The organism is Microvirga sp. CF3016, assembly GCF_036314085.1.
Lineage (GTDB): Bacteria > Pseudomonadota > Alphaproteobacteria > Rhizobiales > Beijerinckiaceae > Microvirga.
Window position 1 is genome coordinate 45,941 of the sequence record NZ_JAYGGM010000014.1, and the last position, 25,268, is coordinate 71,208.

Annotated in this window: 25 protein-coding genes and 1 pseudogene; 14 read left to right on the plus strand and 12 right to left on the minus strand. The window is 65.3% G+C overall.

Translation table 11 applies throughout. From position 1 onward, the window contains the following. Window positions 1–73: 73 nt before the first annotated feature. The 3 genes from VB672_RS19455 (at window position 74) to VB672_RS19465 (ending at window position 2,732) form a co-directional block, all read left to right on the plus strand. Window positions 74–331: a hypothetical protein gene (locus VB672_RS19455; RefSeq protein ID WP_329785862.1), complete on the plus strand. Its 258-nt coding sequence runs from the start codon at window positions 74–76 to the stop codon at window positions 329–331. A gap of 372 nt (window positions 332–703) precedes the next feature. Beyond that, window positions 704–1,696, plus strand: coding sequence for an HAD family hydrolase (locus tag VB672_RS19460; RefSeq protein ID WP_329785863.1), 993 nt, complete (start codon window positions 704–706; stop codon window positions 1,694–1,696). A 157-nt stretch (window positions 1,697–1,853) separates the two neighbouring features. Next, the gene (locus VB672_RS19465) at window positions 1,854–2,732 is read left to right on the plus strand and encodes a hypothetical protein (RefSeq protein ID WP_329785864.1); all 879 of its coding nucleotides are present in this window, start codon (window positions 1,854–1,856) and stop codon (window positions 2,730–2,732) included. Between the two features lie 202 nt (window positions 2,733–2,934). Here the strand turns inward: VB672_RS19465 and VB672_RS19470 are convergent, their stop codons facing one another. Then, the gene (locus VB672_RS19470) at window positions 2,935–3,879 is read right to left on the minus strand and encodes a LysR substrate-binding domain-containing protein (RefSeq protein ID WP_329785865.1); all 945 of its coding nucleotides are present in this window, start codon (window positions 3,877–3,879) and stop codon (window positions 2,935–2,937) included. A gap of 139 nt (window positions 3,880–4,018) precedes the next feature. Here VB672_RS19470 and VB672_RS19475 point away from each other — a divergent pair, with 139 nt between their 5' ends. The 7 genes and pseudogenes from VB672_RS19475 to VB672_RS19505 form a co-directional block, all read left to right on the plus strand. Next, complete coding sequence (locus VB672_RS19475; protein WP_329785866.1) at window positions 4,019–4,813, plus strand: SDR family NAD(P)-dependent oxidoreductase; 795 nt, start codon at window positions 4,019–4,021, stop codon at window positions 4,811–4,813. A 48-nt stretch (window positions 4,814–4,861) separates the two neighbouring features. Beyond that, the gene (locus VB672_RS19480) at window positions 4,862–6,121 is read left to right on the plus strand and encodes a ribulose-bisphosphate carboxylase large subunit family protein (RefSeq protein ID WP_329785867.1); all 1,260 of its coding nucleotides are present in this window, start codon (window positions 4,862–4,864) and stop codon (window positions 6,119–6,121) included. Continuing rightward, window positions 6,118–7,494 (plus strand): four-carbon acid sugar kinase family protein, encoded by a 1,377-nt coding sequence (locus tag VB672_RS19485; RefSeq protein WP_329785868.1) that lies wholly within the window; start codon window positions 6,118–6,120, stop codon window positions 7,492–7,494. Before VB672_RS19480 ends, VB672_RS19485 begins: the two co-directional genes overlap by 4 nt. Window positions 7,495–7,523: 29 nt before the next feature. Continuing rightward, window positions 7,524–8,303 (plus strand): SDR family NAD(P)-dependent oxidoreductase, encoded by a 780-nt coding sequence (locus tag VB672_RS19490; RefSeq protein ID WP_329785869.1) that lies wholly within the window; start codon window positions 7,524–7,526, stop codon window positions 8,301–8,303. A gap of 45 nt (window positions 8,304–8,348) precedes the next feature. Next, the gene (locus VB672_RS19495) at window positions 8,349–9,368 is read left to right on the plus strand and encodes a TRAP transporter substrate-binding protein (RefSeq protein WP_329785870.1); all 1,020 of its coding nucleotides are present in this window, start codon (window positions 8,349–8,351) and stop codon (window positions 9,366–9,368) included. A gap of 136 nt (window positions 9,369–9,504) precedes the next feature. After that, window positions 9,505–11,406: a TRAP transporter large permease gene (locus VB672_RS19500; RefSeq protein ID WP_329785871.1), complete on the plus strand. Its 1,902-nt coding sequence runs from the start codon at window positions 9,505–9,507 to the stop codon at window positions 11,404–11,406. Window positions 11,407–11,475: 69 nt separating this feature from the next. Continuing rightward, window positions 11,476–12,117 (plus strand): annotated as a pseudogene (locus VB672_RS19505) (pyruvate kinase); the annotation flags it as partial. Between the two features lie 227 nt (window positions 12,118–12,344). Here VB672_RS19505 and VB672_RS19510 read toward each other — a convergent pair. From VB672_RS19510 to VB672_RS19525, 4 genes are all read right to left on the minus strand, one after another. Further along, window positions 12,345–12,992 (minus strand): TetR/AcrR family transcriptional regulator, encoded by a 648-nt coding sequence (locus VB672_RS19510; RefSeq protein WP_329785872.1) that lies wholly within the window; start codon window positions 12,990–12,992, stop codon window positions 12,345–12,347. A 25-nt stretch (window positions 12,993–13,017) separates the two neighbouring features. Further along, window positions 13,018–14,103, minus strand: a complete 1,086-nt coding sequence (locus VB672_RS19515) for an HlyD family secretion protein (RefSeq protein WP_329785873.1) — start codon at window positions 14,101–14,103, stop codon at window positions 13,018–13,020. A gap of 21 nt (window positions 14,104–14,124) precedes the next feature. Continuing rightward, complete coding sequence (locus VB672_RS19520) at window positions 14,125–15,693, minus strand: MFS transporter (RefSeq protein WP_329785945.1); 1,569 nt, start codon at window positions 15,691–15,693, stop codon at window positions 14,125–14,127. A 125-nt stretch (window positions 15,694–15,818) separates the two neighbouring features. Continuing rightward, window positions 15,819–16,292, minus strand: a complete 474-nt coding sequence (locus tag VB672_RS19525; RefSeq protein WP_329785874.1) for a MarR family winged helix-turn-helix transcriptional regulator — start codon at window positions 16,290–16,292, stop codon at window positions 15,819–15,821. 179 nt (window positions 16,293–16,471) lie between these two features. Here VB672_RS19525 and VB672_RS19530 point away from each other — a divergent pair, with 179 nt between their 5' ends. Then, window positions 16,472–16,909, plus strand: coding sequence for a hypothetical protein (locus VB672_RS19530; RefSeq protein WP_329785875.1), 438 nt, complete (start codon window positions 16,472–16,474; stop codon window positions 16,907–16,909). A gap of 435 nt (window positions 16,910–17,344) precedes the next feature. Continuing rightward, window positions 17,345–17,479, plus strand: coding sequence for a hypothetical protein (locus VB672_RS19535; protein ID WP_329785876.1), 135 nt, complete (start codon window positions 17,345–17,347; stop codon window positions 17,477–17,479). 2 nt (window positions 17,480–17,481) lie between these two features. On the opposite strand, the gene VB672_RS19540 is transcribed toward VB672_RS19535, so the two are convergent. The 3 genes from VB672_RS19540 to VB672_RS19550 all read right to left on the minus strand — a co-directional run bounded on the left by VB672_RS19540 (window position 17,482) and on the right by VB672_RS19550 (window position 18,850). Next, entirely contained in the window at window positions 17,482–17,649 is a 168-nt protein-coding gene (locus VB672_RS19540; protein ID WP_329785877.1) for a hypothetical protein, read from the minus strand. A gap of 43 nt (window positions 17,650–17,692) precedes the next feature. After that, window positions 17,693–18,061: a DUF6894 family protein gene (locus VB672_RS19545; protein ID WP_329785878.1), complete on the minus strand. Its 369-nt coding sequence runs from the start codon at window positions 18,059–18,061 to the stop codon at window positions 17,693–17,695. Between the two features lie 423 nt (window positions 18,062–18,484). Then, window positions 18,485–18,850, minus strand: a complete 366-nt coding sequence (locus VB672_RS19550; RefSeq protein WP_329785879.1) for a hypothetical protein — start codon at window positions 18,848–18,850, stop codon at window positions 18,485–18,487. A gap of 250 nt (window positions 18,851–19,100) precedes the next feature. Between VB672_RS19550 and VB672_RS19555 the strand changes: the two genes are divergently transcribed. Beyond that, window positions 19,101–19,556, plus strand: a complete 456-nt coding sequence (locus tag VB672_RS19555; protein ID WP_329785880.1) for a hypothetical protein — start codon at window positions 19,101–19,103, stop codon at window positions 19,554–19,556. 417 nt (window positions 19,557–19,973) lie between these two features. Continuing rightward, a complete protein-coding gene (locus VB672_RS19560; protein WP_329785881.1) occupies window positions 19,974–21,347 on the plus strand; it encodes an HTH domain-containing protein in 1,374 nt (457 codons plus the stop codon). A 57-nt stretch (window positions 21,348–21,404) separates the two neighbouring features. On the opposite strand, the gene VB672_RS19565 is transcribed toward VB672_RS19560, so the two are convergent. The 4 genes from VB672_RS19565 to VB672_RS19580 form a co-directional block, all read right to left on the minus strand. Next, window positions 21,405–21,800: a response regulator gene (locus tag VB672_RS19565; RefSeq protein ID WP_329785882.1), complete on the minus strand. Its 396-nt coding sequence runs from the start codon at window positions 21,798–21,800 to the stop codon at window positions 21,405–21,407. Beyond that, complete coding sequence (locus VB672_RS19570; RefSeq protein WP_329785883.1) at window positions 21,801–22,199, minus strand: response regulator; 399 nt, start codon at window positions 22,197–22,199, stop codon at window positions 21,801–21,803. Continuing rightward, a complete protein-coding gene (locus VB672_RS19575; RefSeq protein ID WP_329785884.1) occupies window positions 22,196–22,378 on the minus strand; it encodes a NepR family anti-sigma factor in 183 nt (60 codons plus the stop codon). The genes VB672_RS19570 and VB672_RS19575 overlap by 4 nt, the downstream gene beginning before the upstream one ends. A 286-nt stretch (window positions 22,379–22,664) precedes the next feature. Further along, on the minus strand, window positions 22,665–24,998 hold the full coding sequence (locus VB672_RS19580) for a putative bifunctional diguanylate cyclase/phosphodiesterase (RefSeq protein WP_329785885.1): 2,334 nt from the start codon (window positions 24,996–24,998) through the stop codon (window positions 22,665–22,667). Window positions 24,999–25,268: the final 270 nt, after the last annotated feature.

Consider the following 25,268-nt stretch of genomic DNA (forward strand, 5'->3'; position numbering starts at 1 on the left):
GCTGGTTCGGCTCGACGCTCCCGTGCCGTTCGCCTGCGACAGGATGGGCCATTCGCAAGCAGGAGGATTGACCATGCAACGTGTCATTATTCTCGCCGCCCTCTCGTGTCTGGCGACCATCATGCCAGGACAAGCTCAGAATCAGGATTCCAAGTCTGCTCCGCGCACTCGCGAAATCATCATCCCCTCTGAAAGGACGCTGGAGCGGGACGCAGCGACATCGCCGAAGAACGAGTTCTCGATGGACGACGCGACGGCCACCCGGCAGTTGGAGCAGCAAAACAGGCGGATCGAGCGCGAGGTCGAGAAGGGTATCTGCGCGGACTGCTGAAGGGGTATTCACTTCGAAAACCGGGGAGGAAACGATGATGAGAACCCTGCTATTAGCACTTGCTGTTACTTTGGTTGCGACGGCTGCGACTGCACAGGTCGGGCCACCGACGTCCCAGCGCACGTGCGCGGCCAACCGCCAACTCGTCATGAGGGATGGCGCCGTCGTCCTTGATACCGGACCCTCGACCTACGCGCGCTTCGTCAGGAGCGGGACGGAATGCACGGTCGACCAGTTCCCTGAGCCGGCGTGGGTGCCTAGCTCCAACAATCCGCAATGCTTCATCGGCTACCGGTGCAAGGACGGGTCTGACGACTCCTGACGCAGCACTCGCGTCAGCGCATTGAATGACTACTGGAACGGGAGGCGCACATGCGAATTCGCCTGTCCTGGCTTGGCATCATGGCCCTGGTCGCAACTGGGATCCCGATGGCCGTCGCCCAAACCGACCCACTACCGTCGTGGAACGACGGCCCGACGAAACAGGCGATCGTCGCCTTCGTCACGGACGTGACCCGGGAAGGCTCCCCCGACTTCGTTCCGCCACCGGAGCGGGTTGCCACGTTCGACAATGACGGCACGCTGTGGATCGAACAGCCGATGTACGTGCAGTTCGCCTATGCGCTCGACCGGGTCAAGGCGCTGGAGCCTCAGCATCCGGAATGGAAGGACACGCAGCCCTTCAAGGCAGTGCTCGAAGGCGACATGGCGGCCCTCGCGGCAGCCGGCGAGAAGGGAGCCGTCGAGATTGTCGCTGCGACCCATGCTGGCATGACGCCGGAGGAGTTCCGGCAAACGGTCACGGAGTGGCTCTCGACCGCCAGACACCCCCGCTTCGGCCGCCGCTATGACGAGCTCGTGTATCAGCCTATGCTCGAAGTCTTGGCCTACATGCGCGCCAACGGGTTCAAGACCTACATCGCGTCTGGCGGGGGAGCCGAGTTCATCCGGTCCTTTGCCGAGCAGCGCTACGGCATTCCGCCCGAACAGGTCGTCGGCTCCCGCATCGTGACTAAATTCGAGCGCCGCGACGGAAAACCGATCCTTTTCCGCTTGCCTCGAGTCGACTTCGTCGATGACGGTCCTGGCAAGCCGGTCGGTATCAACCAGGGGATCGGCCGCCGGCCCATCGCGGCCTTCGGTAACTCGGACGGTGACCTTGAGATGCTGCAATGGACGACCGAGGCGGGCAAGCGCAGGCTCGGCGTCGTGGTGCATCACACCGATGCGGAGCGGGAATACGCCTACGACCGCCAGTCGCATATGGGCAAACTCGACAAGGCGCTCGATGCTGCGGCGGTGGATCACTGGCTCGTCGTCGACATGAAACGGGATTGGAAGATCGTCTTCCCGGCCGCGCAGTAAGGATCGGCAGGCGTCGACGCCCATGACGGTCCTGCCGTTGCGGGTGAGTGGTGGCATTCTGGAGACGGGTATGTTCAGATGCCCGAAAGGGGATCGCGGGGAGGTCCGGATGAAAAGGATTGGTCAAACCATGCTGACGGATATGCGGTTGCGGTGCTTGCCCCGCCACGCCATCCTGTCGTTCGGAATTCTCGCCGGAACAGGCGGTGCGGCAGTTGCGGCCGACGTACCGGCAGCCCCACTTCCCATCGTCGAGGCGCTGCCGACCCCACCATCCTGGACTTACCGCTTCACGCCCTATGGCTGGCTCACCGCGCTCGACGGCACACAGACGGTGCGCGGACGCTCTGTGAAGGTGGATGCAAGCTTCATTGACATCGTCGAGAACAGCGACACGCTGGTGGCCCTGATGGGCGACTTCGAAGCCCGCAACGGCCCGTTCGCCCTGTTGGGCAACGTGGCCTGGACCAAGATCGGGTTTGAGGGTGATGACGTCCGCAGCCGTGCGCTTGCCCCTGGGATGTCGGGGACCCTCAGTACCTCCCTCGGCCTCAACATCGAGATGGTCATTGCCGAAGTCGGCGCCGCCTATGAGGTCACCCGCTTCGGGCCGGTCGCCTTTGATGTGCTCGCCGGAGCCCGCTACTGGCATCAGGAGGCGGACCTCTCGCTCGACGTCACAGCCGCGGTCCAGGTCGGAGATCTTGAGGTGGCGGGCTCCCGGGCGTTTGCCCGCTCCGGCTCCGTCGACTGGCTCGATCCCGTCATCGGTGCACGGCTGCGCTACACCGTAGCGCCGGGACACGAACTCCTCCTCCGCGGAGACATAGGCGGGTTCGGCGTCGGCAGCGACTTCTCCTGGCAGGCCATCGGCGCCTACGGGTTCGAGTTCGGCACGTATCAGGGCATCACCTTCTCGGGCGTGATCGGCTATCGGGCGCTGTACGTCGACTATGTCCAGGGTGAAGGCCGGCAGCGCTACGAGTTCGACATGCTCCAGCATGGGCCCGTGCTCGGCCTCAGCGCCCGCTTCTGAGCGCGCGAGCTTGTACCGACCGTTGCTCCAGTGTGACTACCGAATGCGGTAGGTCCGGAGTGGGTCAGGCGGCGACGATCCCCTGCCCTTCATGAATGTCCGTTCTTCCGCTCAAATGCGGACGTACGCTCTACTTCCGGGATGTGCCACTAGCCGACATTAACATAGCAGGGCATCAACCTGGCCTGCTTCCCGATTTAGTTCAAGCGTCCGAACCTGTCCTTACTCCTTGTGCGACTGCCGTATCGAGAGTGGCTCCGGTCCCAGCGGTCGCGTGACGCGCCATCTCATCCTGAATCCATCTTGAGAGGTGCCGTACATCCTCACGCGCGCGGACATGCGGTGCGATCCAAAGATGCAGCTCGTGGGGTCCCGGGACGAACCCAAGAGGAGCAACCAAATGACCTCGCTCGATCTGGTCTGCCACTAGGATGCGCGGTGCCATCGCAATGCCCAGACCGTATGAGGCAGCTTGGATCAGCAGATAGTGGTGGTCGTACGTCTCGTGCACCCGGAGGTTCAGGTCCGATCGGCCGATCACGGTCAGCCACTCGGACCAGGCGTCGGTGCGCGTCGCCGTGCCCAGGATGCGTGCCCGCGTGAGATCTGCTGGTTCGTGCAGTTCCAGCCGATCCGCGTAGTCGGGGTGGCAGATAGGGCCCACGTCCTCGCGCAGCAGCGGCCTGACGATCACGTCCTCCGGTGCGTGATACGTGCTTAAGCGGATCGCCAGGCTCACCTCTTCCCGGACGAAATCCACCACGCCGTAGTTGATGTTGAGGCGGACCTCGATCGTGGGATTGTCGCGCTTGAACGTCCGCAGCCGGGGAATGAGCCAGTTCATCGCGATGGTTGCGGAGCACGACAGGGTCAGCGGCCCCGGGGCAAGGCGCGCCACGCCTTGATGCATGAGTTCGAAGGCCTGTGCCAGGTTGACGGCAAGCTGGGAACCCGCCGGCGTCGGCGCAACGGATTTCGGCAGCCGAAGCAGGAGCGGTAGGCCGAACTGGGCCTCCAGCTCCCGGATGTGCCGGCTGACGGCACCATGGGTGACGCCGAGTTCGGCTGCTGCGGCCGACATGCTGCCCAACCGAACTGTCGTCTCAAAGGCGCGAAGGGCATTCAAGGGCAGGCGGGGCAGTGGCATGGCACGGGTCTCGGCAATCCCTTGGTGTCAGGAAATCTCACACCATACTGCGTCGATTTGCAATGTCGCAGACCAGGCGCGGCATCTAGGGTCAGTCCCAATCAAGAAAAATCGACCTTATCAAACCGGGAGTTACGCCATGACGGAACGGTTGAAGGACAAGGTTGCCATTGTCTTCGGAGCCGGATCCGTCGGGCCCGGCTGGGGCAACGGCAAGGCTACGGCCGCCCTGTTCGCTTCCAACGGCGCGCACGTCATCTGCGTCGACATCGACGAGGCTGCCGCCGAGGAAACGGCAGGCATCATCACCCGCAAGGGCGGCCGCGCCTCGGCCTATGCCTGTGACGTCACCGACTCGGCTGCCGTTTCCGATCTCGTTTCCAACGCCGTGCATGAGCATGGCCGCATCGACGTGCTCCACAACAATGTCGGCTACGCCACGATGGGCGGCCCGATCGAGCTCGACGAGGCCGCATGGCAGCGGACTTTCGACCTCAACGTCAAGAGCTGCTTCATCACCTGCAAGCACGTGCTGCCGCACATGCTGGAGCGGAAATCCGGCGCGATCGTCAACGTCTCGTCGATCGCCGCGATCCGGTACACGGGCTATCCCTATACCGCCTACTACGCCGCCAAGGCGGCAGTGAACAACTTCACCATGGGACTGGCCCTGCAATACGCCAGGGACGGCATCCGCGTGAACGCGATCATGCCGGGCCTGATGAACACGCCACTGATCTTCCAGCAGATTTCCGGGCAATACCCTGATGCCGATGCCATGGTGGCGGCCCGCGATGCCGCCTGCCCGACCGGCAAGATGGGCACGGCCTGGGATATCGCCAAGGCGGCCCTGTTCCTGGCCTCGGACGATGCCGCCTACATCACGGGCGTCAGCCTCCCGGTCGATGGCGGGCTCAGTTGCCGCGCGGCCTGAAGCCCGACCGATGTCCCGCACCTCACCCCTTTTTCGTCAGGAACGACCATGCTGATTGATCGCTTCGAAGCCGACTACCTCCTCGAGACCCCGATCGCCCCCGAACGTGCGGCCGAGATCATCGCCGGCGAGCAGTCGAGCGGTACCTTCGTGACGGTTCCCGGTGAAACGCCCGAACTCAAGGAGCGGTCGGCCGCCCGGGTGACCCGGCTCGTCGTCCTTGACGAGCCAGTCGCGCAGCGCTCCCTCCCGTCGGCACACCCGCCGAAGTCCGGCGAGCGCATCACTCGGGCGCTCATCACCCTGTCATGGCCCTTGGCGACGATCGGCCCTTCCCTGCCGAACCTTGTCGCGACCGTGGCCGGCAACCTGTTCGAGCTGAAGGATGTCAGCGGCCTGCGCCTGCTCGACATCCGCCTGCCGGCCGCTTTCGGCGCAGCCTATGCCGGTCCCCGCTTCGGGGTCGAGGGCACACGCCGGCTGGCGGACGTTCACGGCCGCCCCCTGATCGGCACCATCATCAAGCCGAGCGTGGGTCTCGACGCCGAGGCAACGGCTGCCATGGTCAAGGATCTCTGTGAGGCCGGGATCGACTTCATCAAGGACGACGAACTGCAATCGGATGGCCCCAACTGCCCGTTCGATGAGCGTGTGCGAGCCGTGATGCGCGTCATCAACGATCATGCGGACCGGACCGGCAAGAAGGCGATGTATGCCTTCAATCTTACCGGCGAGATCGACCAGATGCGCCGCCGCCACGACCTTGTCCGGGATCTCGGCGGCACATGCATCATGGCAAGCCTCAACTCGGTCGGGCTTGCCGGCATGATCGAGCTCGGCCGGTTCTCGGAATTGCCGATCCACGCGCACCGCAACGGCTGGGGCTATCTCTCGCGACATCCGTTGCTCGGCTGGTCCTATGTCGCCTGGCAAAAGCTATGGCGGCTGGCCGGCGCGGACCACATGCACGTGAACGGGCTGCAAAACAAGTTCTCCGAGGACGATGACAGCGTGATCGCATCGGCACAGGCCTGCCTGACGCCGATGTTCGACGACAAACCGTGCACAGTGATGCCGGTGTTCTCCTCCGGCCAGTCGGCGCGGCAGGTTCCCGGGACCTACGCGGGCCTGAACTCCACCGACCTGATCGTGACGGCCGGCGGCGGCATCATGGCCCATCCGGACGGCCCCGCGGCCGGCGTGAGGGCCCTGCGCGAGGCATGGGATGCGACGATCGCCGGTATCCCGCTCGAGGAGCATGCACGGACGCATCCCGAGCTCGGCCGTGCCCTGGAGATGGCTGCATGAGCCCGCATCGCCCTTTACCGGAAGGCCCCCTCGTGGCGTTCTACGGCGACGATTACACCGGATCCTCGGCGGCGATGGAGGCGCTCGCCTTCGCCGGACTGGATACCGTGCTGTTCCTCGCTCCGCCGACCTCGGAGCGCCTGCGGGCGTTTGGCACCTACCGCGGCATCGGCGTTGCCGGCGTGGCGCGCTCGCGCGATCCCGACTGGATGGACCGGAACCTGCCGCCAGTCTTCACGCTGCTGCACTCGCTCGGCACGCCGGTCGTGCACTACAAGGTTTGCTCGACCTTTGATTCCGCCCCCCACATCGGCTCGATCGGGCGGGCCATCGACATTGCGGCCGGATTGTTCGACGGCTGGATCCCGATGGTCGTAGGCGATCCGGGGATGGGCCGCTTCCAGAGCTTCGGGCACCTGTTCGCGCTGGCGCAGGGCAAGGGATACCGGCTCGACCGGCACCCGACGATGTCCAAGCACCCGGTCACGCCGATGGACGAGTCCGACCTCGGCCGTCACCTCGCGAAGCAGACAGACAAGCCCGTCGGTCTCGTCGACTTCGTTGCCATGAAGCGCGGGCAAGCCGATGCACGCCTCGCCGATGCTCTCGCCTCCGGCGCGAGGGTCGTATCCCTGGATGTGCTCGATGAGGAGACATTGATCGAGGCGGGCCGCCTCGTCTGGGAGCGCGGTGCCGCACAGGTCTTTACTGTCGGCTCGCAGGGCCTCGAGGCTGCCCTGGCGGCCTATTGGCATGCCTCAGGGTTGCTGCCGGATAGGAAGCCCGCGTCGCCAGTCGGAAGCGTTGACCGCATCGCCTGCGTGTCGGGCTCGGTCTCACCGGTCACGGCGAGCCAGATCGCCTATTCAATCATCCACGGTTTCAGCGGCATCCGCATCGACGCCACCAAGGCCGTAGACGAGCCTGCGTGGGAGAAGGAGATCGTGCACGCGTCCCGGGACGCCCTGCGTGCGCTCTCGGAAGGCAGCAACCCGTTGGTCTTTACCGCGGCCGGCCCGGACGACCCGGCCGTGGCCGCCCTACGGCAGGCGGTGGCGACCGCCGGCGTCTCGGCCGAGATCGTGAACGACCGGATCGGCTCCGGCCTCGGCCGCATCCTCGACACGGTGGTCCGCGAAGCCAAGCTGCGGCGGGCGGTCATCTCCGGTGGCGACACCTCGAGCCACGCGGCCTCGATGCTGGGGATCGACGCGCTCACCGCCGTCGCCCCCATGGCACCAGGCTCCCCCCTGTGCCGCGCCCACTCCACCGATCCCACCCGGGACGGGTTGGAGATCGCACTCAAGGGCGGTCAGGTCGGCGGGGACGATTTCTTCTGCGCCGTACGCGACGGGGCATCGCAACGAACTTGAATGACGGGCACCGCCCGGGAGGAGGACAAATGAGACTACAGGGAAAGATCGCGCTGGTGACGGGCGGAGCGCGCGGCATCGGCCTTGCCATCGCCAAGGCCTTCGTCGCGGAAGGCGCGATACCGGTCATCGCCGACATCAACGAGCAGGGCGCACGGCAGGCCTTGGATGCTCTCGGCGCCTCCGACGGACTTGCCCTCGCGGTGAACGTCGCCGACGAGGCCTTGGTCCGCGGAATGGTTCAGGCCATCGTCGACCGTTACGGGCGGGTCGACATCCTCGTGAACAATGCCGGTATCGGCGGGAACACTCCATTCCTCGACATCACGCCCGAGGAATGGAACCGGACGATCTCGATCAACCTGACCGGTGCCTTTTTCGTGGCGCAGGCCTGTGCCCGCGAGATGGTCAAGCACCGAAGCGGCAAGATCATCAACATCGCCTCGCTCTCCGGCCAGCGCGGCGGCCACGGCCGCGCCGCGTACGGATCAGCGAAGGCGGGCCTCGAGCTCCTGACCAAGGTCATGGCCGTGGAGCTTGCCGAGTTCGGCATCAACGTCAACAACATCGCGCCCGGTGCCATCGAGACCGAGATGGCGAAGTTCGCGCACGACCAGGCGACGCGCGCCGCCTACAACTACCTGATCCCCATGACGCGCTACGGAACGCCCGAGGAGATCGCCGACGCGGCCGTCTTCCTCAGCTCCGATGAGAGCCGGTACATCCACGGCCACACCCTGAACGTCGACGGAGGCTTCCGCGCCGCCGGCCTGATGTTCCGCGGCGACAAGGCCGCACCCTCAAGCTGATCAGACCCGATAACCAAAGCCCACAGGCAAAACCAGGAGGAAACCATGTCCAAGAGCATCACGCGCCGCAGCTTCGCTGCCCTCGTCGGTGGCACCGCCATCACCGCGGCGCTGCCGATCCGCTACGCCCACGCCGCCGAATACACCTTCAAGATCGGCACCAACGTACCGGCTTCCCATCCGCTCAACGTCCACCTCAGCAAAGCCGCCGAGCAGGTGAAGACCGAGACGAACGGACAGTTCGAGTTTCAGTTGTTCCCCAACAACCAGCTCGGCGCCGACTCGGACATGCTGTCCCAGCTTCGCTCCGGTGCGCTGGAGTGCTTCCTGAACTCCGGCGTGAACGTGCTGTCGACCCTCGTCCCGGCAGCGGCGATCTCCGGTGTCGGCTTCGCCTTCAAGGACTACCCGGCCGTGTGGAGCGCGCTCGATGGAAAGCTCGGCGCAAACCTCCGTGGACAGGTCACCAAAAGCGGGATCATGGTGCTCGACAAGGTCTGGGACAACGGCTTCCGGATGATCACGAACAGCGCCAAGCCGATCACGCAGCCGGACGACCTGCGCGGCATGAAGATCCGCGTGCCCGTGAGCGCGCTATGGCTGTCCCTGTTCAAGGCGCTCGGAGCGGCGCCGACCGGGATGAACTTCGCGGAGGTCTATACCGCGCTCCAGACCAAGGTCGTCGACGGCCAGGAGAACCCTCCCGCGATCATCGCGGCCGCGAAGCTCAACGAAGTGCAGAAGTACGCCTCGGTCACCAACCACATGTGGGACGGCTGGTGGTTCCTGATCAACCGCCGCGCGTGGAGCCAGGTGCCGCCGAACTTGCAGGAGACGGTCGCAAAGATCCTCAACAACGCCTGCCTGGCCCAGCGCGAGGACGTCGCGCAGCAGAACATCAGCCTGCGCAAGGATCTGGCCGCTGCCGGGATGGTGTTCAACGACGTTGATCCTGCCCCGTTCCGCAACAGGCTCTCCGAGGCTGGCTTCTACAAGGAGTGGCGTGGGAAGTTCGGTGAAGAGGCGTGGAGCCTGCTTGAGGAATCCTCCGGTAAGCTGGCCTGATCAATCGGCACCCGATGCTTGGGTTCGGGCAAACGTTCGACCAGGATCAGGCCCAACCAACACAGTAATCGAACCGCAGCCCCCAACCCGGGCTGCGGTCCCGGCGAAACGCGCTTCGGCACGAAGGGAGCAGCCTATGGTCGATGCCCTCACCCCCAACGTCACCACCCTTGACTCGCATGCACCGACCTCGGCGGCCGGCGTGGACGAGCCCGGCGTATCGCATCGCTCGAGCCTCGGCATCCTCATGCGCCCGATCGAAGCGATCTCGGCGGCCCTCATCGTCGGGTTGATCGGCCTTGTGCTGGCCAGCGTGTTCTGGCGCTACGCGCTCGGTTCCCCGATCACGGCCGCGGACGAAATCGCCTCCTTCATGTTCCTCTGGATCGTGATGTTCGGCTCCGTGATCGCCATCGACCGCAATGAGCACATGCGGCTGGCCATTCTCGTGAATGCCGTGCGGCCGCGGGCGAGGCAGGTTCTGGAGGCGGTCGGCCTCGTGATCATGGCAGCATTCCTCGGCGCCCTCCTGCCCTCCGCTATCGAGCACACCTACTTCGAGGGCGACATCGTCTCGCCGGGCCTCGAGATTTCCATGGCCTGGCGCATTGCCGGCATCCCGCTTGGCATCGTCCTGATGCTGATTGCGCTCGTGGCGAAGTTCCTGCGCGAGACGAGCGTCAGGGACATGGTGATCAGCATTGGCGCTGTCGCCGCCGCCGTGCTCGTTCTATGGCTGATGACGCCTGTCTTCGCCCAGCTCGGCAAGGCAAACATCCTCGTGCTGCTGGTGGGCGTGATCGCCATCTGCCTTGCAATCGGGGTACCGATCGGCTTCTGCTTCGGCTCGGGTGCGCTCGCCTTCCTGCTCTTCTCGACGAAACTGCCGCTGACCGTGATCGTCGGACGCATGGACGAGGGCATGTCGAGCTTGATCCTGCTCTCGGTGCCGGTCTTCGTTCTCCTGGGATGCATCCTCGACGCAACCGGCATGGGCAAGGCCATCGTCGACTTCCTCGGCTCGATGCTGGGCCACGTGCGCGCCGGCATGTCCTACGTGATGCTTGGCTCGCTCTACCTGGTCTCGGGCATCTCGGGCTCGAAGGTGTCGGACATGGCGACCGTCGCCCCGGCGCTGTTTCCCGAAATGAAGCGGCGCGGCAACAAGCCGGAGGAGATGGTAGCGCTTCTGGGTACGGGCGCCATCATGGCGGACACCGTTCCTCCCAGCATCGTCCTGATTGTGATCGGGTCCGTTGCCGGCATCTCCATTGCGGCCCTTTTTGCCAGCGGCTTCATCGTAGCGCTGTTCCTGCTGGTCATCCTGGCGGTCGCGGCGCGCTGGAAGGCCCGGTCCGAAAACCTCGAAGGCGTCCGCCGCGCGCCGATGAAGCTCATCGGCAAGGCACTGGTGTTCGCGGCGCCCGCTCTCGTCCTGCCCTTCCTCGTGCGTGGCGCGGTGACCGAAGGCGTTGCGACGGCCACGGAGGTCTCGACGATCGCGGTGCTGTATGCAGGAATCGCCGGCATGCTGCTCTACGGCGGCATCAGGATCCGCGACATGTACCGCATGCTGATTGAGACCGCGGCCATGACAGGCGCGATCCTGCTCATCCTCGGTACGGCCTCGGCCGCCGCATGGGCGCTGACGCAGACCGGCTTCGCCATGTATCTCGCAGAAGTGATGAAAGGCCTTCCTGGAGGCTGGATCGTATTTATGGTGGTCACGATCGTGACCTTCCTCCTGCTCGGCTGCCTGCTCGAGGGTCTACCGGCGATCGTGCTGCTGGCTCCGCTGATGTTCCCCATCGCGAAGGATTTGGGCATTCACAGCGTTCACTACGCGATGGTCGTGGTGGTCGCCATGAACATCGGATTGTTCGCGCCTCCCGTGGGCATCGGCCACTACATCGCCTGCTCGATCGGCAAGGTCGATCCCGACGCGGCGATGAAGACGGTCTGGTTCTATCTGGGTGCGCTCGTCCTCGGGCTCGTGGCGATCGCTCTCGTGCCCGCCATCTCCATCGGCCTCCTCTGACGGATCCGCCAGGAAGGTCAAACGAACCATGCGCCGACAACGCCATGCCAAGCCGGAGGAGGTGCCTGGCGTCAGAAGGAACTGATCCGCCTGTGCCGTCTGGCGGTGAAGCCCGTAATCATCGCAACCTAGATGCGCGACTCGATGGTCGGTGCCTCGACGCCAACCCGGGCCGAGGCTTCCGATGTGGCAACGGCGATCTATGACGGGGCCGATGCGGTGGTGTTGTCGGCCGAGGCCGCCGCGGGCCAGTGCCCAATCGAGGCGGTTGCGATGATGGACCGCATCATCAGCCAAACCGAGCAGGACAAGGCCTAACAATCCATCGTCACGGCTCTCCGGTCGGAGATCGAGGAGAGCCCGCCCCATGCCGTTGCCAGCGCCTCGGCTGATCTGGCTCAGGCAATCCACGCTCCCTGCATCGTCGCCTACACCTCAAGCGGCACCACCGCGAGCCGCATCGCCCGGACCCGGCCGGATGTCGCGATCCTCGCCGTCACGCCGGACGGGAACGTGGCACGGCGTCTGTGCCTGCTCCGGGGTGCCCACAGCGTCCACTCGGAGGACATCTACACCTATGAGGAGATGGTGGAACAGGCCGAAGCACATGCACGGTCCGAGGGCTTGGCCCACTCCCCCGAGTTCATCGTCGTTGTGGCCCGTATGCCATTCGGAACGGCTGGGACCACCAATAACCTTCGAATCGTGTAACTGCGCGTGGACCAGACTTGATTGATCGATGTTTTCGTACCGGGGCCAAGGTCCGGAAGGGGTCATCCGGGGAAATTCCTTTCACGGCAGGGGCGTCCGGTGTTCCCCACCTGAGCAGACTTTCGGTCTACTTCTGCTCCGTGCCAGGAGCCGACCTTGTTTCGCCCACCTGCGGCCCTTACACCCTGGTCAACCTCGGCACCGTGCCCCAGTCTTGATGCCCTAACTTAAGCCTCCGCACTTGCGGGCTGCTCACCGAGATCTCGCAGCAGCGTGCCTACGGCTTGAGCGACAATCGCGGAACACCTCCGCGGGGATGGAAACGGTTCGTGAGCGATGAGCATCGGGATCGCGACGCTCGCCCGGAGAAAGGCGAAGAACTGCACCGCCGCGAGCTCGACATCCCAAGCACTCGCCGCCCTCGGCGAGGCATTATCCTTGAGGTACTGCGCCAAGCGCTCGACAGGAGGCCGCATGCCGGTTTCGTAGAAGGCCTGTCCCAGGCTCGGAAACTTCGCGGATGCTCCGACGACTACTCTCAGCAGTGCGAGGTTTTCCGGCTCGCGCACCCTGTCGAGATAGTTACGCGCCAGAGTTTCCAAGTTCCCGCGGGGATCGGACGCCTTGTTCAAGCTCCTGAAAGTTTCCTCAAGGCTCCTGTTTTGACAGGCCGCGACCAAAGCCGTGAAGAGCTCGTCCTTGCCCTTGAAGTACGTGTAGAGCGTTCCCTTCGACACCCCCGCGGCATGGGCAATCGCCTCCATGCTGGCGCCATCAAATCCCTCGGCCAGGAAAACAGCGCGAGCCCCATCCAGGATCTGGGCTCGCTTCTTCTCAGCCCTTGCGGTCATCGCCTGACCCAAGCCCTGGTCCATTCGTGGTCCAAACCATCCCGGAAGGTCATTCGCTACGCACGGCGCCGGTGGACGCAACGGCGTCAGACGTCTCCTTGCTGGCCGTATCGACACTGACCACCACGGACATGCCCGGGGCAAGCCGCTCGACAAAATCCTGACCGGGATCGACGGCGATGCGCACGGGAACGCGCTGGGCCACCTTGGTGAAATTGCCGGTGGCGTTGTCCGCCTTGAGGACGCTGAACTCCGAGCCGGCCGCCGGCGAGAACCGCTCGATGCGGCCGGACAGGCTCGCATGCTCCAGAGCATCGACGTTCAAGGTTACCGGCTGGCCGACCTTCATTCCGGGAAGCTGCGTTTCCTTGAAGTTGGCCACCACCCAGATCCTCTCCGGCACCACTGCCAGCAACTGCGTCCCGGCGGATGCATACTGTCCGACCCGCGCGCCGACCTCGCCAAGGCGTCCGTCCTGAGGCGCCACGATCCGGGTGTTCTGAAGATCGATCTCGGCCAGGCGCACGGCAGCCTCGGCGCCTTGCACCGCAGCTTCCAGGGAAGACCGGTTCACCAGGGTCGCCGCCAGGTCCTGGCGCGCGACCTCGACAGCGGCCTGCGCCTGACTCAGCGCCGCCTTGGCCTGATCCAGATTGGCACGAGCCTGATCGGCCTCCTTCTGCGTGGTCACGCCGCGGGACAGCAGAGGCTCGATGCGCTCCCAACTGGCGTCGGCCGCCTTAAGCGCGGCCTGCGCGCTGTCGACCTGGGCCTCGCTCGACTTGATCTTGGCCTCGTTCGACCGCCGCGTCTGCTCGGAGTTGGCCAGGGCTGCCTTCTGGACAGCCAATGTCGCCTTCGCCTGCTGGAGCTTCTGCTCGTAAATGCGGTCGTCGATGCGCACCAGCAACTGGCCGGCCTTGACCTTCTGGTAGTCCTGAACCGGGACCTCGGCGATATAGCCGGTGAGCTGCGGGCTGATGAGAGTCACCTGTCCGCGCACATAGGCGTTGTCGGTGGTCTCAACCGAGCTGGTGAACGGTGGCAGGCGCCACGCGTAAAGAACGAGCGCGGCACCGGCGACGCCGATCACGACGGCAACAAGGGTGGCGGTGGATCTGAGAAACTTCAGCATGGGGATCAATCTAAGGAGTTGTCAGGCAAGGGAGGGGTGAGGAGCCGTCGCAAGCCGCTTGCCGATGGCGACCACCGCAACGTGGATGATCAGCGCAGCGAGCGCGAACGCGGCGAGCAGGGCAATGGCCAGGAAAGCGTCGTTGTAGGCGAGGATGTTGGCTTCCCGCATCACCTGCTGGTTGAGCAGGGTCAGCCCTTGGGTGCTCATCTGCGCCTGGTCGGTGAGCACGCGACCATAGGCGCCCGAGAGCTGGCCCAAGCGCTGGGTTACGATGGGATCAGTTAGCGTGATGCGCTCGGCCACGGCCTGGTAATGAACCTTGGAGCGCCAAGTGACGAAGGTGCCGACCACCGCCGAGCCGAGCGAGCCGCCGATGCTCTGGGTCGTGAGGAAGACGATCACGAAACTCAGGATGTAGTTGGGGCCCTTCTTCAGGGCCGACATCAGGCCCGAGGCCAGGGCGGGCGGGAGGAACAGGGCGCCGGCGAATGCGATCAGGGCTTGGCTCAGATACATCTCGGCCGGACGGGTCAGGTTCGTCGCCTGGCTGTCCATGTACGCGCCGGCCGCCAGCAGGGTGAGGGCCACCATATGAATGGCCGGCTCGCGGCCGGGCTTCATCACAGCAGCACAGGTCAATCCACCGGCGATGGTCGTGCCGAGAATGATCCAGGACAGGCTCGCCATGTGGCTGTTCTGGAGACCCAGCACCTGGAACAAGCCGAAGGCGCCGCTGGTCTGCTCGGATAGGACGATGCGAAAGATCAGCAGAGCCGCAGTGAAGTGCAAGACCTCCCGGCTGGTGAGCCAGCGGATGTCCAAGAGCGGGTTGACGCGGTTGAGCTCGATGATCGCCGCACAGGTCACCGCGATGATCGCACCGGCGAGCATGAGCCCGAGCCATGGCGCCTCGAACCACCAATAGAACCGGCCTACGGTCATCGCCATGGCGGCCAGTCCGAAGCCGGCGGCAATGAACAGGTAGCTCACGACGTCGAGGGGCTGGATGACCTTGGCACGCGGCTGGGGCGCCAGGGGCAGCAGGTAGACGGCCCCGAAGGCTACCATGGCAATGGCGATCTCCAGGACATGGAGGCCGTGCCACCCGCCGATATCCAGGAGCGTGGGCGAGATCAGCCGGGCCACACTCGGGGCAAGCGCCAAGTTGGTCAGGGCGAGGCTGAGCCCGAGATTGAGCTTCTTGGCCGGTGGAAACGGCTCCAGCATGTAGAGGAAGGCGAGCGCCGACAGGGGCGCGGCCACGACGCCGCTGAAGAAGCGCACGATGATCGCCGAGCGCAGGTCGTCGACGAACAGATGCAGTAGCGCGACGAGCAGGAAGGCCAGAATGGCCAATTCGGCGAAGTTGCGCAGGCCGAACTGGGTCCTGACCTTGATCAGGATCAGCGAGAGGCTGGCGTAGGGCGCCATGTAGGCGGCCATCAACCACAGAGCCTCATTGGTGGTCGCGCCGAGCGCTCCCTGGATCTGGGGCAGGTTGGCCGAGATCAGGTTCATCCCGAGCCCCTGAGTCATCGCCAGGAGCACCGAGGCCAGCATGTAGCTCGCCGCCCGGAGTGGGGGCATGGGGGCAGGCGCCGCCGGAGGTTGGGGCGGCGCCTGCGGCTCCTGGCGTTCCGGCGCTTGTGAAGGGGTCTCGTCCTCGGCGTCGGTCACAGGAGAGCTGGTTTGGCGGACGGCAGGCGCGGCGCTCATGCGGCGTCCGTCTGGCAGCCGGCAGCGGTCGAAATCTTCCCGGCAATCGCGCGCATGGTCGCCGCGGCCGCGATCAGGTCGGCCTCCGGAATGTCGGCGAGTACCTCCTCACGCAGCTCGTTGCCAAGCCGGGTCACCTCCGCGGCGAGCTTGTGACCCTCGGTGGTCAGGGCAATATGCTTGGCGCGGCGATCCCCTTCCACAGGCCTGCGTTCCGTCAGACCCTGAGCCTCGAGCCCGTCGAGCAGACGGACCAGGGTCGGGCCTTCGACTTCGAGGATCTCGGCAAGCTCCGTCTGGGTCATGCCGTCCTTGCGGGCGAGGTGGATCAGAGTGCGGGCGCGGGCGAGCGTCAGACCCTTGGCGCGGACCCGGGCATCGAACAGGGTGCGCAGCTTGCGACTGGCAATCGACAGCTCCTCCAAGAACCCGGCCCGCAGGGCGGTCAGCTCATCTTGCTTAGGTACCATATTGATAGGTTCCTATCTATATGGCAGCTATATACTCGTTGACGCGTAAGCTTGCAAGAGGGGTTGGATTTGCTTGGAGCATAACCCGCTGGCCGAACGGCCGCTTTGGGTCACGCACTGACGATCCCATACCCTCTCCCGACGCCGCCAAGCGGGCGAACTGCTCGGCACGGGAAATCGTGACAGCGATCTTCGAGCGGCGCTTGTCGTTCATCGGCCAGAAGACGGACACGCGCGGCTACCTATTGGTGCTTGTGAATGTGCAGGAGGCCCGAGCAGCGGTGCGCCGTCCGGATCACGGCAGCCTCTCGTTGCGCGCGGTCGAGCGTCGCCTCGGCATTCACACCTCCACCCTCAGGGGTCTGATCGCCGGCGGGCATCTCGCAACCGAGATTGCCGTCAACCCGGTCAACCGCCGTCCCCAGACGGTGGTGACCGAGGCGGAGATGACGCGGTTCGAGGCCGAGACCGTCACCCTGTCGCGGCTTGCCCGGGAGCGGCAACAGTCGCGGGAGGCGTTGCAACGGATGCTTGCCGCGCGCGGCATAAAGCCGGCCATCGTGATAGAGGCCGCGAAGCGGACACTGCTGTTCCGGCGCGACGCGGTTCCCGCATGACTTAAACGCACTCACAACCGATCAAGCGGCAAGCCCCCGAGGAATTCCTCGGGGGTTTTTTGTTGGCTTGACGATGGGTGCCGCGTCCCCGTTCGACGCTGAAATCGATGACGTGTTGGCGAGTCAAATCGAAGAGGTAATGCGTCAGAGGCCGAAGTCAGGTCCCAGAAAATAAGGGTTCTAGCCGCCCGTTGTGATTATTATTCAGTCAATTTACACCCAGCCGCCCTTGTGCATCGGCCGATGATACTGAGTGGCCTTGTATCCTCCATCGTGATGCCCGCGCTTGTCGCGGGTATCCACGCCTTTTTCGGCACGGCGGGTTCAAGGCGTGGATGGCCGGATCAATTCCTGCATCTCCTTCGAAAACGAGACGTTGGCCGTAACCGGTCTGGCGGTCCTGTTCCGAGCAGCGGTGATCCTGGGATTCCTGTGATGCTGTCTCAGTCCCTCTATGCCGTCATGCTGATCGCCGTGGTTCTGGCGGTCTGCATTCCGATGATCGGAAATCCCAAAGGCATCGGATGGGAAAAGCGGGTGGCGCCTCTGCGAGCGCTCCGACCGGCTTAGAATCAGGTATCGTGCTCCCGGTCCGGCGACGGGATGTCGTTGTCCCCGTAGCCGCGCCGCCCGTTGAGTTTCACCCGCTCCGGCGGAACGGGCGCGCCTTTCAAGGATTGCGCGGCTTTCCGGATAGCCTGAACGATGCCCTGGGCGACCTCGAAGGGTTTCCTGCTCATGATCGAACTCGCTTTCCTGTGCGTGCGGCAGAGGGTGTCCCGGTCACCGGCCGGCGGCTCTTCCCAGGTCGGAGAAACGGATCGTCAGGACCGGCCGGTTGGCTCGATCCATGATCTCGAAGCTCCAGCTCCGCCGATCCTCGCCCTGCCGATCCCCCTCGGCGACGATCCGGCGGGCCTCGGAGAGAGCCTGCTCCCGGGCGGCCTGGAGATCGGGATGCGCGGATCCTTCCGGATCCTCGATCACGCCGCCTGCCGTCCTGATGTTGAAGTAGTAGAGCTCGTGATGCTCGCCCTGATCCCCGACAGGTGCGGACCCAGGCAAAGGACGCCCGGATCGGGGCGCGCCGCCCTCGTTGTCCCACCGCCTGAGAGCCTCACGCGGGCCCGGATGCTTCGAGGCCTTGCTCATGATGGGAGAATAGCGCGCCCTACAGGCTTTTTGATGGCTTGGCGGACAAGGAGCCAGGGGCGCAATGCAACGCTATGTTCTCACTTTGTTCTTGACACAGGGTTACACCTGAGCTAGGGTGGTGCCCAGATCGGTTCCTGCGAGGGGCGCGCTCGCGAGGCGTCGCAGTGACGGGAGCCGGCACGGTCCTGCGGCAGGCCTCGCACGCCTGGGAGCGCAGGAGGCCGACCTTGGGTGTCGTCCCAGCTGGTCCGCCTGAAAAGAACCGTGCGCGAGGCGCCGTCCGGCTCTTCCATCTTCCCATCATCACCATCGAGCCGGGCTGCCACTCGCGCCACCCTCGATCTCCTGAAAGGCTCGCAGCGCAAGCTGCGGGCCCCAAGGTGCTGGCTTCACGGAGCAGGCTCTTTGACATCAGACCCATCAGCCGTTCTCCGGGCGCCTGAACACGCCCTGCACCACCGTGCCGCGCCCGATCAGCTCCGGCGGCGGGTTTTCCCAATCGACCGCTTGCGGGGCGCGCCCATGCCAGTAGACCATCCAGCGGCCTTGCGGGTCCTGGTAGACGCCGTAGACCAGGTGACCGCGCCACGCGCCGTGGCCGCGCCACCCGCTGTGGCCGCGCTCGCCGCGCGAGAGGCGGATGATTTCGCGCAGGCCGCGCAGCACCAGCCATGTAAGGCCGAGAACCGTCAGCGGCACGGCGACGAGCCAGAGCGCCTGGATCGGCTCGGGCCAGGTGTGGAACTTCGAGAGCCAATCGGCCCACAGGCTGTAAGGCTGGTCCATGCGGCAACTCCCTCGAATGAAGCGACCACCAGGAGCCCTGGTGGCCGGGGAGTTCAGAAGTCGCCCGAGGACGACCGCGCTGCCCTTTAGGCTTTCGCCCTGGACATGCGACAGCGCCTCCCCGACCGTAAGGTTGGGAAGGCATCGTTGACGGCCGATACCGGCCGCCTCGGGTTGAGGTTCTGACGCCCCGGAACCGGGTGCGCCCGGTTCCGGTGACGAGATAACACGCGGATGTGGTAAAGGGTCAATGCCTCACGCCCCTCGCTCCACCGCCGCAACGCTCCAAGGCTCGTCCAGCACCATGCCCCTGCACCGCCTCCTCCTCGTTGCCCTCGCGGCCCTCGCCGGCCCGGCCGACGCCCAGACCCTGTCGCCCCGCCGGCATCCGTTCTGGGCGCTCGACATGGTCGTGGAGGCGAGCGAGCCTTACGAACGGCATTCCTTCGGAAAGCTGCGCGCCGTCATGGCGGCGCTGGAGCGGGCCGGTCGGGCCTGCCGGGCCGACACGTATGCCCATGGCGTGAACATCGCCTGCGGGACAGGCGAGGAGCGGCTTCTGATCGATCTGGAAGCGATCCCGACCCGGCATCCCGATACCCTGCTCGTCGGGGAGATCAGACCCAAGGGGCCGAACGGCACGCCCCTGCCCGCCTCCGAGCACATCGCGTTCCTGAACGGGCTTCTGGGCCAAGGATCGCGATAGGTGGCGCAAGGCCGGGCTTCAGGGATAGTCGTATCTTTCCGGCCCCCATGCGCGCATAATGCCGGCAGCCCAGGAGGCTGCCATGATGACGCGGATCAGAGCCTATCTCTCCTTCGAGAACGAAGCACTGGCCGTGGCCGGTCTGGCGTTTCTGTTCTGCGCGGCGGTGATCCTGGGATTCCTGTGATGCTGTCCCAGTCCCTCTACGCGGTCATGCTGATCGCCGTCGTTGTGGCGGTCTACGTGCTGATGATCAGAAATCCTTGAAGCATCGTCAGCCCGTCCGGCGGCTGCTGCAGGACGGGAGGCGGCAAGGCGTCGAAAACGCCGCTGCCGAGGGCCGGGATCTCCCGTCATCCACCGCTCATCCGGCCCCTGCTGTCACAGGCTGTCACCATCCCGTGCTAAGCTCCCCCCATGTCCCGCGCCGAACGCCTTTTCGATCTGCTGCAGATCCTGCGCCGTCACCGCCGCCCGGTGAGCGGGGCGGTGCTGGCGCGCGAGGCCGGGATTTCGCTGCGCACGCTCTATCGCGACATCGCCTCGCTGCAGGCGCTCGGCGCGGAGATCGAGGGCGAGCCGGGGCTCGGCTATGTGCTCAAGCCCGGCTTCCTGCTCCCGCCCCTGATGTTCTCGGGCCAGGAGATCGAGGCGCTGGCGCTCGGCCTGCAATGGGTCGGGCGGCGCACCGACGAGGACATGGGACAGGCCGCCCGCAACGTCATGGCCAAGGTCGCCGCCGTCCTTCCCGCCGATCTGCGCGAGCGCATGGAGGACGACGCCCTGGTGATCGGCCACGGCTGGGACCGGCCGCAGGCGGTCGACCTCGCAGTCCTGAGGCGCGCGCTGAACGAGGGCCGGAAACTGTCCATCGCCTATACCGACGAGAAGGCCGCGCGCTCCGAGCGGATCATCTGGCCCGTGTCGCTCGGCTTCTTCGAGACCACCCGCGTGCTGGTGGCCTGGTGCGAGCTGCGCGGCGGCTTCCGCCATTTCCGCACCGACCGGATCGAGGCGGCCGAGATCCTGCCCGAGCGCGTGCCCCGGCCCCGCCGCCAGCTCATGAAGGAGTGGCAGCAAACACTGCTGCCAGAATCTGACAGCGGCGTGCGCTATTCAGTCTCCCGTTCACGCAACACCAGGGAGACACCCATGAGCACGCACAGCAAGAGCGACGACCTCGTCTTCTACACCAATCCGCAATCGCGCGGCGCCATCGTGCACTGGATGCTGGAGGAGATCGGCCGTCCCTATACCCTCAAGGTGCTGGATTTCACGACCACGATGAAGGCGCCGGACTACCTCGCCATCAATCCCATGGGCAAGGTGCCGGCGATCCGGCACGGCGAGACCGTCGTGACGGAGGTCGCGGCCATCTGCGCCTATCTCGCCGACGCCTTCCCCGAGGCAGGCCTTGCGCCCGAGCCGAAACATCGCGGCGATTATTACCGTTGGCTCTTCTTCACCGCCGGCTGCCTGGAGCCCGCCGCCTCGAACCATGTGATCGGCTGGGATCCCTCGCCCGACATGGAGGGCCGCTTCGGCTACGGCTCCTATGCGCGCGTGCTGGACACGCTCTCCGCCTGGCTCGAAGGCCGGACCTATGTGGCGGGCGACCGCTTCACCGCCGCCGACGTCGTGCTCGCCAGCCACCTGCAATGGGGCATGATGTCGGGCATGATCGAGAAGCGCCGAGTCTTCGAGATCTACAGCGAAAGGCACGTCAACCGGCCCGCCGCGAAACGGGCCGACGAGCAAGCCGAGAAGCTCTCGGCGCAGCAGGCGGCGTAAGAGGACGCCGACCAGCGTGAGAGCCCGCCGGTCCACCCGGCGGGCGCTCGATCCGCTCTAGGCCTCCGGGGCGCTCCCGAGCATCTCGGTGACGTGGCGCACCAGCGTGGCGCTCCGGTAGGGCTTGGGCACGAACCGTCCGTCGTCGGGGATCTGGTCGGGATGCGGCCGGGCATAGCCGGAGGAGATCAGCAGCCGGACATGGGGCCAGCGCCGGTGCACCTGGGCGGCCAGGGCCATGCCGTCCATGGAGCCCGGCATGTTCACGTCGGTGAAGAGCACCCGCACGTCGTCGGAATGCGTCTTCAGCATCGCCAGGGCCTCGTCGGCATTGGCCGCCTCGAGCACCCGGAACCCGGCCTCCTCCAATTCGTCGGCCGCGGTCATGCGCACCAGCGGCTCGTCGTCGACGACGAGGACGAGCGCCGGAATGCCCTGCCCCTCGCCTCCCATTCACGCCACCGGCGGCTGCGGATGGTGAACGGCCTTCTCGGCCTGGACCAGCACGTCGAGGCCCCGCCAGGGCTTCGGCATGAAGGTGACGCAATCCGGCAGGTCGTCGAGCCCGTCGTTCCCGGCACCGGACGTGAGCACGATCCGGACCGTCGGCCAGAGCGTGCAGGCCGCCTTGGCCAGCTGCACCCCGTCCATCGGGCCGGCCAGGCGGATATCGGCGAAGATCATCGCCACATCGCTGCCATGCTCCTGCAGATAGCTCAGGGCATCCTCCGCGCGCTCGATCTCGACCACGTCGAGCTCCGTCTCCTCGAGCAGGGCAGCCGCGAGCGTCCGGACGTCCGGATCGTCCTCCACCACCAGGGCGATGTGCGGTTCGAACTGGTTCTCGTTCATGATCGGCCTCCCCGGCGGTCCATCCGGCGCAGGATGGCGGTCAGCCGTTCGGGCACCGGTTCCTCCAGCACATCCCGGTAGATCTCCGCGAAGGCGCGAGCGATCATCATGGTCGCGACGTCCGAAGGGAGCTCGTCGACATGCGGCAGGCGCACGTCATCTGGGGCGCCATGAGGCATCAGTGTTCTCCTGGTTGGGTCCCCTGCCAGCCGCAGCAGATCGGGGCGGTCAAAATATCATAAGTTAAAGGGGAATCGCCGACGCGCCGGCTGGTTTCAGCGTGGCGGCAGAAATCCTCGGCCACGGCCCCATGCCTTCAGGTCGATTTTTCGACGATCAGGAGGCGGCTGGCGCATCGTGTCCGCCCTCTCCTGTTATGGACCCGCTGAAGGACTGTGTCGTTTTTCGTCCGTGCCCTTGGGACCGGAGACGACGGGCAATCGGTCCTCGCGTCGACCCGATCCCTTACGCCACGGCCCGGGCTGGAGCTTGGTCGTCCCGCTTCCTCGACTGAGGCTTCTGAGTTTCCGCGATGAAGGCCGCGATGGCTTCGCGGGGCATCGGTTTGGCGATCAGATAGCCCTGGGCCTGGGAGGCGCCGGCGAGGCGCAGGGCGTTGAGCTGCTCCTCGGTTTCGACGCCTTCGGCGGTCGTACTCATGTTCAGGTCCTTCGCGAGGCCGATGGTGGCCTTGATGATCGCGCGGCTGTCCGCGGACGCCAGCATGTTGCGCACGAAGGATTGGTCGATCTTGATCTTGTCGAACGGGAAACTGCTGAGATAGCTCATCGAGGCATAGCCCGTGCCGAAATCGTCGAGGGCAATCGAGACCCCCAGCGCCTTCAGTTTCTTCAGCGCCGTGGTGGCCTCCTCGGTGAGCTTGACCGACTCCGTGATCTCCAGGACGAGGCGCTGGGCCGGCAGGCCGGACACCTCCAGGGCCTTCCTGACGCTCGCGACCACGTCCCGGCTCCTGAACTGCACCGGCGAGAGATTGATCGCGACCTTCAGGGGCTGCGGCCAGGTCATGGCCGTCGTGCAGGCATCCTCGAGGATCCAGTCGCCCATCGGGCCGATGAGGCCCGATTCCTCTGCCGTGGGGATGAACTGCAGCGGCGAGATCATGCCCTTGGTCGGGTGCTTCCACCGCGCCAGCGCCTCGCAGCCCCAAATCTGGTTCGTGGCGAGATCGAGGATGGGCTGGTAGAACAGGTCGAGTTCCCTGTTTTCCAGGGCACTCTTCAGGGCTCCTTCGAGGGCGCGGCGCTCCGCGCGGGAATCCTTGATGTTCGCATCGTAGAGCCGGTAGCTGCTGCTGGAATCGGACTTCGCCGCATAGAGGGCGATATCGGCCGCCTTCATGAGTTCGGTCGAGGTCTTGCCGTCGGTGGACGCGATGGCGATGCCGATGGAGAGCCCGACCTCGATCTCCGTGCTGCCGGCCGTGCACGGGACCCGCATGGCGGCCTGGATGGCCGTGGCGAGGTCGATCGCCTGCTGGCGGGTCCTGACCGGCCGCCGGATGATGGCGAACTCGTCGCCGCCGATACGGGCGATGAGGTCGGTCTTCCTCAGCCGTTCGCGCAGGCGCCGCGCCACCGTCTGGACGATCTCGTCACCCACCCCGTGGCCGAAACTCTCGTTGATGTCCTTGAACCGGTTGAGATCGAGCAGGAGCAGGGCGAAATCCGTGCCGGATCTCTGGGAGGCGAGGAACGTTCTCTTCAGGTCCTCGACGAAGTGCAATCTGTTGGGCAGCTTGGTCAGCACGTCGTGGCGCGACAGGTAGCTCTCGCTCGCGGCCCTCAGGATGCCGGTTCTCACATGCCGCAGGCCGAGCAGGGTGGCGGCCTCGATCCCGATATCCATCAGGTAGGCGAAGAACGCGACCATGCGGCTTTCGAGGCGCCGTCCCGCCATGAGCTCCGCCACGGTCCTGCTGACGGCGATGCCCGCTGGGTAATGGGCGAGCGGATGGAGAGCGACCACGCGCTCCTTCCGGTCGATCCAGCTCACGTCACGGATCAGCGTGGGGATGTTCTTCGCGATCAGGCGCTGCAGCGGGGTGTTGGGTCGCCACATGCGCCGTCCGAGCGCCCGCTCCGAGATCGGGCAATGGACCAGGATGGTGCCGTCGCGCCTGTAGAGCGTGATCGCCTGGGAGCGGGTCCTGAGATGATCCTTGAAGATCCGCTCGAAGTGGCTGAGGTCGATCGTGGCCACGACGATGCCGAGGAAGTTTCCGTCCGTGTCCTCGATCTTCCGGGCGAGGGAGAGAACCTTTCGTTCCATCGCCCGGATCCTCATCGGCTCGCCGAGATACAGGGTGAGCGACGGATCCGTCGCGAGGGTCCGATAGTAGGATGTATCCTTCAGGTAGATCGGTTCCGACAGAGGACGCGGCGTGGACGTGCCGACGATCCGCCCCCGGGCGTTGAGAAGATCGATGCGGACGATCTGGGGCAGCGAATGACAGGCGCCGACAAGAATGGCCTTCGTGGTCTGTGCCGCGGCGAACCCGTCGAACTCGTGCGCCTGAAGGCAGTTCTGCGGAATGCGGCTAACCACGTCGCGCAGGACGTTCTCGATGGACTGGAACGCGGCGTCCGCCCGCTCCCGAAGGCCAAGGGCCAGATTGGCGAGATCGCCCTCGGCTTTCGCGAGATCGTCGTTGTACCCGCGCACGAAGAGGAACGCTGCGCCGAGGATCCCCGTCGTGGCGGTCAGGATGCTGAGGGTGATGATCACATAATCCGGCACAACGGGCTTCGATTCGTTCCTCGCGACGATCTCCGCCACATTTCCTCGTCAGTCGTCGTTATTCGGTTAATTCCGACAGGAATTCTGTCTGCTGGCGATAAATGGCCAAGCTTCGATTCGCGCGGCACTGGTTCTGTCGCTTCTCCCGCGTTGGATTCAAGGGAGACAACGTCCGTCTGCACCCTCCTCGTCATGGCCGGGCTGGACGTGAGTCGAGGATCCACGCGGACCGGCCCACCGTGAAGCGGGATGCTTGTCCGGTCGCGATCAGCGGCCCTGACACCCTGGACATCATGGCCGTCCCCAGAC

What these genes read in the sequence shown, in the direction of transcription:
- VB672_RS19490 (WP_329785869.1), top strand. Translation starts at nt 7,524, where the DNA reads ATGAGACTACAGGGAAAGATCGCGCTGGTGACGGGCGGAGCGCGCGGC.
- VB672_RS19575 (WP_329785884.1), bottom strand. Translation starts at nt 22,378, where the DNA reads ATGCCTCATGGCGCCCCAGATGACGTGCGCCTGCCGCATGTCGACGAG.
- VB672_RS19565 (WP_329785882.1), bottom strand. Translation starts at nt 21,800, where the DNA reads ATGGGAGGCGAGGGGCAGGGCATTCCGGCGCTCGTCCTCGTCGTCGAC.
- VB672_RS19475 (WP_329785866.1), top strand. Translation starts at nt 4,019, where the DNA reads ATGACGGAACGGTTGAAGGACAAGGTTGCCATTGTCTTCGGAGCCGGA.
- VB672_RS19560 (WP_329785881.1), top strand. Translation starts at nt 19,974, where the DNA reads ATGTCCCGCGCCGAACGCCTTTTCGATCTGCTGCAGATCCTGCGCCGT.
- VB672_RS19515 (WP_329785873.1), bottom strand. Translation starts at nt 14,103, where the DNA reads ATGCTGAAGTTTCTCAGATCCACCGCCACCCTTGTTGCCGTCGTGATC.
- VB672_RS19570 (WP_329785883.1), bottom strand. Translation starts at nt 22,199, where the DNA reads ATGAACGAGAACCAGTTCGAACCGCACATCGCCCTGGTGGTGGAGGAC.
- VB672_RS19550 (WP_329785879.1), bottom strand. Translation starts at nt 18,850, where the DNA reads ATGGACCAGCCTTACAGCCTGTGGGCCGATTGGCTCTCGAAGTTCCAC.
- VB672_RS19485 (WP_329785868.1), top strand. Translation starts at nt 6,118, where the DNA reads ATGAGCCCGCATCGCCCTTTACCGGAAGGCCCCCTCGTGGCGTTCTAC.
- VB672_RS19470 (WP_329785865.1), bottom strand. Translation starts at nt 3,879, where the DNA reads ATGCCACTGCCCCGCCTGCCCTTGAATGCCCTTCGCGCCTTTGAGACG.
- VB672_RS19540 (WP_329785877.1), bottom strand. Translation starts at nt 17,649, where the DNA reads ATGAGCAGGAAACCCTTCGAGGTCGCCCAGGGCATCGTTCAGGCTATC.
- VB672_RS19520 (WP_329785945.1), bottom strand. Translation starts at nt 15,693, where the DNA reads ATGCCCCCACTCCGGGCGGCGAGCTACATGCTGGCCTCGGTGCTCCTG.
- VB672_RS19535 (WP_329785876.1), top strand. Translation starts at nt 17,345, where the DNA reads ATGCTGTCTCAGTCCCTCTATGCCGTCATGCTGATCGCCGTGGTTCTG.
- VB672_RS19545 (WP_329785878.1), bottom strand. Translation starts at nt 18,061, where the DNA reads ATGAGCAAGGCCTCGAAGCATCCGGGCCCGCGTGAGGCTCTCAGGCGG.
- VB672_RS19525 (WP_329785874.1), bottom strand. Translation starts at nt 16,292, where the DNA reads ATGGTACCTAAGCAAGATGAGCTGACCGCCCTGCGGGCCGGGTTCTTG.
- VB672_RS19495 (WP_329785870.1), top strand. Translation starts at nt 8,349, where the DNA reads ATGTCCAAGAGCATCACGCGCCGCAGCTTCGCTGCCCTCGTCGGTGGC.
- VB672_RS19480 (WP_329785867.1), top strand. Translation starts at nt 4,862, where the DNA reads ATGCTGATTGATCGCTTCGAAGCCGACTACCTCCTCGAGACCCCGATC.
- VB672_RS19510 (WP_329785872.1), bottom strand. Translation starts at nt 12,992, where the DNA reads ATGGACCAGGGCTTGGGTCAGGCGATGACCGCAAGGGCTGAGAAGAAG.
- VB672_RS19460 (WP_329785863.1), top strand. Translation starts at nt 704, where the DNA reads ATGCGAATTCGCCTGTCCTGGCTTGGCATCATGGCCCTGGTCGCAACT.
- VB672_RS19500 (WP_329785871.1), top strand. Translation starts at nt 9,505, where the DNA reads ATGGTCGATGCCCTCACCCCCAACGTCACCACCCTTGACTCGCATGCA.
- VB672_RS19455 (WP_329785862.1), top strand. Translation starts at nt 74, where the DNA reads ATGCAACGTGTCATTATTCTCGCCGCCCTCTCGTGTCTGGCGACCATC.
- VB672_RS19555 (WP_329785880.1), top strand. Translation starts at nt 19,101, where the DNA reads ATGCCTCACGCCCCTCGCTCCACCGCCGCAACGCTCCAAGGCTCGTCC.